The sequence below is a fragment of the Streptomyces sp. LS1784 genome (assembly GCF_020103755.1).
Lineage (GTDB): Bacteria > Actinomycetota > Actinomycetes > Streptomycetales > Streptomycetaceae > Kitasatospora.
The window spans coordinates 1-9064 of record NZ_JAHSQD010000341.1; the positions used below are offsets into that span (position 1 = coordinate 1).

The 9064-nt window shown below is 73.5% G+C and carries 7 protein-coding genes; 2 read left to right on the forward strand and 5 right to left on the reverse strand.

Translation table 11 applies throughout. From position 1 onward, the window contains the following. Positions 1–56: 56 nt before the first annotated feature. Genes KS423_RS29960 through KS423_RS29970 form a run of 3 tightly spaced genes read right to left on the reverse strand, consistent with a single transcriptional unit; the run spans position 57 to position 3312 of the window. Positions 57–968 carry an ABC transporter permease gene (locus tag KS423_RS29960; protein WP_224282906.1) on the reverse strand — a complete coding sequence of 304 codons (912 nt, stop codon included), beginning with the start codon at positions 966–968 and terminating at the stop codon, positions 57–59. Further along, positions 955–2070: an ABC transporter ATP-binding protein gene (locus KS423_RS29965; protein ID WP_224282907.1), complete on the reverse strand. Its 1116-nt coding sequence runs from the start codon at positions 2068–2070 to the stop codon at positions 955–957. Before KS423_RS29965 ends, KS423_RS29960 begins: the two co-directional genes overlap by 14 nt. A 3-nt stretch (positions 2071–2073) precedes the next feature. Further along, on the reverse strand, positions 2074–3312 hold the full coding sequence (locus KS423_RS29970; protein ID WP_224282908.1) for a DUF2092 domain-containing protein: 1239 nt from the start codon (positions 3310–3312) through the stop codon (positions 2074–2076). Positions 3313–3494: 182 nt separating this feature from the next. Here KS423_RS29970 and KS423_RS29975 point away from each other — a divergent pair, with 182 nt between their 5' ends. After that, entirely contained in the window at positions 3495–6083 is a 2589-nt protein-coding gene (locus KS423_RS29975; protein WP_224282909.1) for a bifunctional FO biosynthesis protein CofGH, read from the forward strand. 163 nt (positions 6084–6246) lie between these two features. Beyond that, the gene (locus KS423_RS29980) at positions 6247–7362 is read left to right on the forward strand and encodes an ADP-ribosylglycohydrolase family protein (protein ID WP_224282910.1); all 1116 of its coding nucleotides are present in this window, start codon (positions 6247–6249) and stop codon (positions 7360–7362) included. Between the two features lie 103 nt (positions 7363–7465). Here the strand turns inward: KS423_RS29980 and KS423_RS29985 are convergent, their stop codons facing one another. Together KS423_RS29985 and KS423_RS29990 are read right to left on the reverse strand one after the other, a co-directional pair. Further along, a complete protein-coding gene (locus KS423_RS29985) occupies positions 7466–7681 on the reverse strand; it encodes a DUF397 domain-containing protein (protein ID WP_224282911.1) in 216 nt (71 codons plus the stop codon). Next, the gene (locus tag KS423_RS29990; protein WP_224282912.1) at positions 7678–8541 is read right to left on the reverse strand and encodes a helix-turn-helix transcriptional regulator; all 864 of its coding nucleotides are present in this window, start codon (positions 8539–8541) and stop codon (positions 7678–7680) included. Before KS423_RS29990 ends, KS423_RS29985 begins: the two co-directional genes overlap by 4 nt. Between the last annotated feature and the right edge of the window lie 523 nt (positions 8542–9064).

The following is a 9064-nucleotide window of genomic DNA, read 5'->3' on the forward strand; positions in this document are numbered from 1 at the left end:
GCGGGCCGCGGCCGTGCCGCAGCCCGCACCCGCGCAGGCGGCCGCCCGCGAGGCCGTCACGCGCTGATGTCCCGGCTGGTGAAGCGGGACCAGGCCGCCGAGCCGAACACGGCGACGTAGGCGGCCTGGAGGCCGAGGTCCTTCAGCACGCCGTCCCAGTACATCGGTGCCCGCAGCAGGTCCGCGAAGCTCGGCCAGTAGTGGGAGAACAGGAACGGGCTGATGGCGTGCAGCTGCGGGAAGGCGTCCATGATCTGGACGGTGATCACCAGCCCGACGGTGGCGGCCATCGCCGCGATGCCGCTGCCGGTGAGCGTGGAGACGAACAGCCCGATCGCCACCAGCCCGGCCAGCGAGGCCGCGACCACCAGGGCCACCAGCAGGGCGCGCAGCAGCGCGTCGCCGAGGCCGATGGTGTCCCCGGAGATGAGCGTGACCCGGCCGAGCGGGAAGAGCGCGGCGCCCGCGGCCAGTGCCGTCACCGCGACCGCCGCCGTGGCGGCCAGGCAGAACACCAGTCCGGCGGTGAACTTGGCGGCCAGCAGCCTGGTCCGCCCGGCCGGGGCGACCAGCAGGTAGCGCAGCGTCCCGGCGGCCGCCTCGCCCGCCACCGAGTCCCCGGCGACCACGCCCACCGTCATCGGCAGGAAGACCGGCAGGGCCACCGCGAGGGCGGTGAAGACCAGGAAGAGCCCGTTCTGCGTCGTCTGTGCGATGAAGCTCGGACCGCCTCCGCCCTCGTGCGGGCTGTCCGTGTTGAGCTTGATCACCACCCCGATCAGGATCGGCAGCGCCGCCAGGATGCCCAGCAGCACCTTGGTGCGCATCCGGCGGAAGGTCAGGTGCAGCTCGCTGCGGAACAGCGCCAGGAACCCGGCCGCCGTCTGCGGCCGCCGGCCGGTGCCGGTCGGCGGCGTCCCGGCCGGCGACGGCCTCTGCGCCTGCGACAGCGCCTCAGCCCGCGACATCGAAGCCCTCCCCGGTCAGCGCCACGAAGGCGTCCTCCAACGTGCCCCGCTCCAGCCCGAAGCCGTGCACCCGAACCCCGGCCTCGACCAGCGCCGCGCACAGCCTGGGCAGCGCCTCCTCGTCCAGGACGCCCGGTTCGCCGTCCACCCGGTCCTCGCCGGGCACCAGGGCGGTGACCCGGTGGGCCGCCAGCACCTCCGTGGCCTGCGCCACGTCCGGGGTGCGGACCACCAGCCGGCCCTGCGCCCGGGCGGCCAGCTCGGCGACGGTGCCCTGCACCACCAGCCGGCCCCGGGACATCACCGCGGCGTGGGTGCAGACCTGCTCGATCTCGTCCAGCAGGTGCGAGGAGAGGAACACCGTGGTGCCCTCCGCCGCGACCTCCCGGACCAGCGCCCGGATCTCCCGCATGCCCTGCGGGTCCAGCCCGTTGGTCGGCTCGTCCAGCACCAGCAGCTCGCGCGGCTGGAGCAGGGCGGAGGCCAGGCCCAGGCGCTGCTTCATGCCCAGCGAGTACGCGCGGGCCTTCTTGCCCGCCGCGGCGCTCAGGCCGACCCGCTCCAGCGCCGTGTCGACCCGCTGCCGGCGGGTGCGGGGGTCGGCGGTCGGGTCGGCGGCGTCGAAGCGCACCAGGTTGTCCCGTCCGGAGAGGAAGCCGTACAGGGCCGGGCCCTCGATCAGCGCACCCACCCGGGGCAGCACGGTGGCGACGGACTGCGGCATCGACTCGCCGAGGACGGTGGCCACGCCCGAGGTGGGGGCGATCAGGCCCATCAGCATGCGGATGGTGGTGGTCTTGCCGGAGCCGTTGGGGCCCAGGAACCCGAAGACGGAGCCGCGCGGCACGGCCAGGTCCAGGCCGTCCACGGCGAGTTGGCCGCTGCGGAAGCGCTTGGTCAGGCCGCGGGTCCGGATGACGTCGTCGGTGCCGGAACCGGGCGGGCCGGCGGCCTCACGAGGGGCGGCGTCACGGGAGGCGGCGTCGCGAGAGGCGGGGGAGGCGGGGGAGGCGGGTGGAACGGGCGCGGGGTACGGGCGCTGTTCCGCGCCCGTACCCCCGGCCGGCTCCGTAACGTCCCCCGTTACGGGAGCCTTGGTCATCCGTCAGTTCACCCCGGCGGCGTGCTGGAGGACCGGCAGGGTCACCGCGCCGGCCAGGACCCGGCCGTCGTCGGTCAGCAGGACGTTGAGCACCTTGGTGCTCACCAGGGTGCCGCCGTCGACCGGCTTGCCGAGCGACTTCACCATGGCCTGCGGGTTCAGCGACTGCGCCGCCTTGTCCCCGTGGCCGCCGTGCTTGCCGCCCTTGGCGTCGCCCTTCGGCGCCGCGTCCACCGCGTTCGGCAGCCGGGTGGAGACGACCGTCGTCCAGCCCTCGCCGATCACGTCGACGCCCTCGGGTGCCCCGGTGCCCCGGTGCTCCCGGGCCTCGCCCGGCGCGCCCTTGGCCGCGCCGTCCGCCTTCTGCTCCGTCACCTTGGCGCCCGCGGGGGCGGTGAAGTCGAAGGTCTTGTCGGCCGGCTTGGCGAAGGACACCTGGGTGAAGCGGACGTTCAGCACGGTGCTGCCGTCGACGGACTTCACCGCCACCGACAGCGGCACCCCGTTGTCGGCGGCCACCGCGATCCGGACCTCGGCGAGGGTCGAACCGGACTGGGTGGGCCTCACGCTCAGCTGGTAGGCGTTCTGCCCCGCCACCTTGGCCGTCCCCGCGACGGTTACCGAGGTGGTGCCGGCGCTCTCGGCCAGGAACTGCTTGGCGGCCTCCTGCGGGGTGGTCGGCAGCTCGGACAGCGGCGCCTTGGGGTGCTGCTCGCCGGCGGCCCGCCCGGTCATGTGCACCGCGGTGTTGGACGAGCTGTCCCAGGCCCAGGCCTGGTCACCGTTGCGGACCAGGCTGTAGCCGGCCATCTTCTCCAGCACGTCCACCCGCTGGCGGTCCGGGCCGTCCACCGCGATCCGCAGCGTCTGGTCCCCACCGAGCAGGCCGAGCAGCTTGGACTTCGGGTCCGCGGCGGAGCCCTGGCTGTCGCCGCCGTGCCCGCCGACCGCCCCGCCGGCCGCGCCCAGCAGCTGGCCGGGCACACCGAGGTCGGTGCTGATCGAGACCGTCCCGGACAGCGCCTGCGTCTCGGAGCCGAGCACCTTGGCGACCAGCTGCTCCGCCGTCAGCGTCGGCAGGTCGGGCGCGCCGTCGGCGGCCAGCGCCGGGACCAGCCCCACCCCGGCGGCGATCACCGCGGCCACCGCCGCCGGCACCCCGGCGCGCATCAGGACGCGTCGCCGGGAGCGGTACGGCACGCCGCCGTCCAGATCGTCCCCCGCCGCCTTCTCATTGGTCATGGCGTCCTCAACTCCTCCGCGTCCACGTGTGTTTGCTCTTGCTCCTCCATTAGAGGCCGCCGCGCCGCCGCCGTCATCGCCCTGTGGGGCCAGATCGGGGTGGCCTTCTTGGGTACGCCGACCCTGAGACGGCCTCAGGGTTGGATCCACCCTGGGTCCCATCGCTGGCGTAGGGTCGCGCCATGGACGGAACCGCCACGGACGCCAGCACCCCGCCGACCGCGAACGCGATGCGCCGCGCCCTGCGCCGCGCCCGGGACGGCGTCGCCCTCGACGTGACCGAGGCCGCTGTACTGCTCCAGGCCAGAGGCGAGGACCTGCTCGACCTCTGTTCCAGTGCCGCCAGGGTCCGGGACGCCGGCCTCGAAGCGGCCGGCCGCCCCGGCGTCATCACCTACTCCAAGAGCGTCTTCATCCCGCTCACCCGGCTCTGCCGCGACAAGTGCCACTACTGCACCTTCGCCACCGTCCCCGGCAGGCTCCGCCGCGAGGGCCACGGGATGTACATGTCCCCGGACGAGGTGCTGGAGGTGGCCCGCCGGGGCGCCGAACTCGGCTGCAAGGAAGCCCTGATCACGCTCGGCGACAAGCCCGAGGACCGTTGGCCCGAGGCCCGCGAGTGGCTGGACGCGCACGGCTACGACGACACCATCGCCTATGTGCGCGCCATGTCGATCCGCATCCTGGAGGAGACCGGCCTGCTGCCGCACCTCAACCCCGGGGTGCTGGGCTGGACGGACTTCCAGCGGCTCAAGCCGGTCTCCGCCTCCATGGGCATGATGCTGGAGACCACCGCCACCCGGCTGTGGAGCGAGCCCGGCGGCCCGCACTTCGGCTCCCCCGACAAGGAGCCCGCCGTCCGGTTGCGGGTGCTGGAGGACGCCGGGCGCAGCTCCGTCCCGTTCACCAGCGGCCTGCTGATCGGCATCGGCGAGACGTACCAGGAGCGCGCCGAGTCGCTGTTCGCGCTGCGCAGGGTCTCCCGCGCCTACCACGGCGTCCAGGAGCTGATCCTGCAGAACTTCCGGGCCAAGCCGGACACCGCGATGCGCGGCATGCCGGACGCCGAACTGGACGAGCTGGTGGCCACGGTGGCGGTGGCCCGGCACCTGATGGGCCCGGCCGCCTGCCTCCAGGCCCCGCCGAACCTGGTGGACGGCGAGTACGAGCGGCTGATCGCGGCCGGCATCGACGACTGGGGCGGGGTCTCCCCGCTCACCCCGGACCACGTCAACCCCGAGCGCCCCTGGCCGCAGATCGAGCGGCTGGCCGAGCGCTCGGCGGCGGCCGGCTTCGCACTGCGCGAGCGCCTCGCGGTCTACCCCGAGTACGTGCGCCGCGGCGAGCCCTGGCTGGACCCGCGGGTGCTGCCGCACGTGCGCGCCCTGGCCGACCCGGCCACCGGCCTGGCCGACCCGGACGCGGTCGTCCGCGGCCTGCCCTGGCAGGAGCCCGAGGACCTGCCGGAGTCGTACGGGCGCACCGACCTGCACGCCACCATCGACACCGAGGGCCGCACCGGCGACCGCCGGGCCGACTTCGAGGACGTGTACGGCGACTGGGAGGTGCTGCGCGAGCAGGTGCTCGCGAAGGGCGCCCCCGAGCGGCTGGCCGGGGACCTCCGGGAGGCCCTGGCGGTGGCCGCGGACGACCCGACGGGGCTGACCGACGACCAGGCGCTGGCCCTGTTCCACGCGGACGGTCCGGCCCTGGACGCGCTGTGCCGGATCGCCGACTCGGTGCGCCGGGACGCCGTCGGGGACGACGTCACCTACTGCGTCACCCGGAACATCAACTTCACCAACGTCTGCTACACCGGCTGCCGCTTCTGCGCCTTCGCCCAGCGCCGCACCGACGCGGACGCCTACACCCTCTCCCTGGAGCAGGTCGCCGACCGGGCCGCGCAGGCCTGGGAGGTGGGCGCCACCGAGGTCTGCATGCAGGGCGGCATCCACCCGGACCTGCCCGGCACCGCCTACTTCGACATCGCCCGCGCGGTGAAGGAGCGGGTGCCCGGCATCCACGTGCACGCCTTCTCGCCGATGGAGGTGGTCAACGGCGCGACCCGTACCGGGCTGTCGATCCGGGACTGGCTGCAGCGGGCCAAGGAGTCCGGCCTGGACACCATCCCGGGCACGGCCGCCGAGATCCTGGACGACGAGGTCCGCTGGGTGCTCACCAAGGGCAAGCTGCCGGCCGCCACCTGGGTCGAGGTGGTCACCACCGCGCACGAGCTGGGCATCCGCTCCTCGTCCACGATGATGTACGGGCACGTGGACACCCCGAAGCACTGGCTGGGCCACCTGCGGCTGCTCGCGGAGATCCAGCAGCGGACGGGCGGTTTCACCGAGTTCGTGACCCTGCCGTTCATCCACACCAACGCCCCGGTCTACCTGGCCGGCATCGCCAGGCCCGGCCCGAGCGCCCGGGACAACCGCGCGGTGGTCGCGATGGCCCGGCTGCTGCTGCACCCGCACATCCCCAACATCCAGACCAGCTGGGTCAAGCTGGGCGCCGAGGGCGCGGCCGAGATGCTCCGCTCGGGGGCCAACGACCTCGGCGGCACGCTGATGGAAGAGACCATCTCGCGGATGGCGGGCTCGGCGTACGGGAGTCACAAGTCGGTGCGCGACCTCCAGGCGATCGCCGGGGCGGCGGGGCGCCCGCACCGCCAGCGCACCACCACGTACGGCGAGGTGCCGGCCGAGCGGCAGGCCGCGGCGCTGGCCTCGGACGGGCACCTGCCGGAGCTGCTGCCGGTGCTGGACTGATCCCGGGCGGCTTCCCGGCCGCCGCCCGTACGGCGGCCGGGACGGGGCACCGAAGTCCGAGGGACGGCGTCGATTCGATCGGCTCTTCGAATACAGTGCGAGGGCGCGCGCCCGGCCGAGCGTCGCGCGGACCCCCACACCCGAGGAAAGGCGCCCCGTCGTGATGCCACTGTGGTCACGCGCCCAGCAGCAGGACTACCGCAGCCGGGTGCGGGGCTGTCTGCTCGGCGGTGCCATCGGCGACGCGCTCGGTGCCGGCGTCGAGTTCGAGTCGCTGGAGAAGATCCGGGCCCAGCACGGCCCGCAGGGCGTCACCGGCTACGTCCCCGCCTACGGGCGCACCGGCGCCGTCACCGACGACACCCAGCTCAGCCTCTTCACCGTCGACGGGCTGATCCGCGCGCACATCCGGCGCGACAGCGGCAGCTGGCACCCGCCCACCGACCTGCACCTGGCCTACCTGCGCTGGGCCGCCACCCAGCGCGACTGGGGCCCGGACGAGCGTCGCCCCGACCTCGGCTGGCTCGGCCGCGAGGAGTGGCTGTACGCCCAGCGCGCGCCCGGCCAGGGCTGCCTGTCCGGCCTCAGCGGGGCCGACGCCGAGCGGCTCGGCACCCTGGAGGCCCCCAAGAACCCGCACTCCAAGGGCTGCGGCACCGTGGTGCGGGCAGCGCCCTTCGGGCTGCTCACCACCTGGGAGCCGGGCCTGGTGTTCCAGCTCGCGGTGGAGTGCTCGGTGCTCACCCACGGCCACCCCACCGGCTACCTCGCGGCGGGCGCGCTCGCGGTGATCGTCCAGTCCGTCGCCCGCGGCGGCACCCTGGAGGAGGGTGTCCACCTCGCGCTCGCCCTGCTCTCCGAACGACAGGCGCACGAGGAGACCACCGCCGCGCTGCGGGCGGCCCTGGACGCGGTGCGGGCCGGCGAGCCGTCCGCAGACCGGGTCGAGGCGCTGGGGGAGGGCTGGGTGGCCGAGGAGGCGCTGGCGATCGCGGTCTACAGCGCCCTGGTCGCGCACGACGTGCGCTCGGGCCTGCTGCTCGCGGTCAACCACTCCGGTGACAGCGACTCCACCGGCGCGATCTGCGGCAACCTGCTCGGGGCCCTGCACGGGGACACCGCGCTGCCGCCGGGCCTGCTGGCCGGGCTCGAAGGGCGCGGGGCGATCCTCGAACTCGCCGACGACTTCGTGCTGGAGCTGGTGCACGGCGCCGAACTGCACGACCGGCAGACTCCGGAGGGCGCCAACTGGACCGCCCGCTACCCGGTGGTGAGCTGAGACCGGGTCCTGACACGGAAGTTGCCCGTAGCGCCGACCGCCGCCGAGGGCGACGGACACCGCTACGGGCAACTGGTCCGAGTGCGGAACCGCGTGGGGTGGGTCAGCCGGGGAGCTCGCCGAAGGCGCCGCCCGCCGCCGCTGAGGCGAAGGCGTTCCAGGCCTCGGTCGAGAAGCGCAGTTGCGGGCCCCGGGGGTCCTTGGAGTCCCGGACGGCCACCTCCCCCGCGCCTGGGACGGCGATCTCCACGCAGGCGCCTTGGCCCCCGCTGTGACTGCTCTTGCGCCAACGGGTTCCGTACTCGGACGGGGTGATCATTCGTGGAATTCCTTCTCGATGTCGGCTATCAGCGACCGGCTCTCCGCGACACCGAGTGCGGCCGCTCTCAGGTAGTCGTACAGACCGGTATAGCGGCGCACGTCCGCCTCCTTCTCCAGGTACAGATCGCTCGTCACACCTTCGAAGTAGACAACCGTGGAATCGGCTGACTCGGGGAACTCCAGCAGCGAGAATGTCCCGGTCATGCCGGGATGGGCGCCGTGCGAGAACGGGATCACCTGGATGGTGATGTTCGGACGCTGGCTGAGCTCCATCATCTGCTGCAGCTGCTGGGCCATCACCGCCTTGCTGCCGACCTCGCGGCGCAGCACCGCCTCGTCTATGACGGTCCACAGGCTGCCCAGCTGGTTCTCGCCGTGGACGCGTTCCTGGCGCTTCATCCGGACCTGGACCCGGCGCTGCACGGCGACCGCGTCGGTGTCCGGCTGGGTGCCCTCGACCACGGCCTGGGCGTAGTGCTCGGTCTGCAGCAGGCCGGGGACGAAGGAGGATTCGTACGCGCGGATCGAGGAGGCCTCGGCCTCCAGCCCGATGTAGACGCTGTACGGGGTCGGCATGTCGTTGAAGTCGTGCCACCAGCCTCGCTGGCGCGACTCCTTGGCCATCTCCATCAGACTGGCGCGCAACTTGTCGTCGGGCACGTTGTACACGTCGCAGAGGTCGCGTACGTCGCGCTGGCTGATGCTGCGGCGGCCGTTCTCCAGCCGGCTGATCTTCGACTGGGAGACCATCAGCCGGCCGGCGACCTCCTCGGCCGTCATGCCCAGGCCCTCGCGGAGCTTGCGCAGCTCCGAACCGAGGCGCCGGCGGCGCACGGTGGGATTGACGTTGGCGGACACTTCGACCTCCGGCCGGACCTCTGGTGCTCGTTGGAACGGCAGTCCTCGGAACACTTCGGACATTGGGACCAACCCCCCTGACTTGGAGCAGCATGTCACCTTGGGCCAGGTCGGCGCTGGGGAATCACAGCAGCGCGGTAGAACAGATCATCGGAAAAGCACTTCCGCGAGACAGCGAAAGCCCCCAGGTGGTAATGCGGCTCGGCGACTCGGACAGGTGCTGCGGCGGCCGTCCCCGGACCGGCCCGCACGTGCCCCCGGCACCTGCGGGGTCGGGCCGTTGCCGGGTGTCCGGGGACGGCAGAGGGGCGGTCGCCGGGCGACTCGCGTCGCGGGGCGACCGCCCCTCGGTGCTGCTGGTGGTGCCGGTGCTGCTGACGGTGCGTCCGGCGTATCCGGTGCATCCGGTGCTCGTCGTGCTTCCCGGTGCCGGTGGCACCGGCCGTGCGTCGGGTCGCTCGGCGCCGTCGGGCAGCGTGAGCGGGGCGGCGTGCGCCGTCGGGTGCGCGGCCGGTGGCGTCGG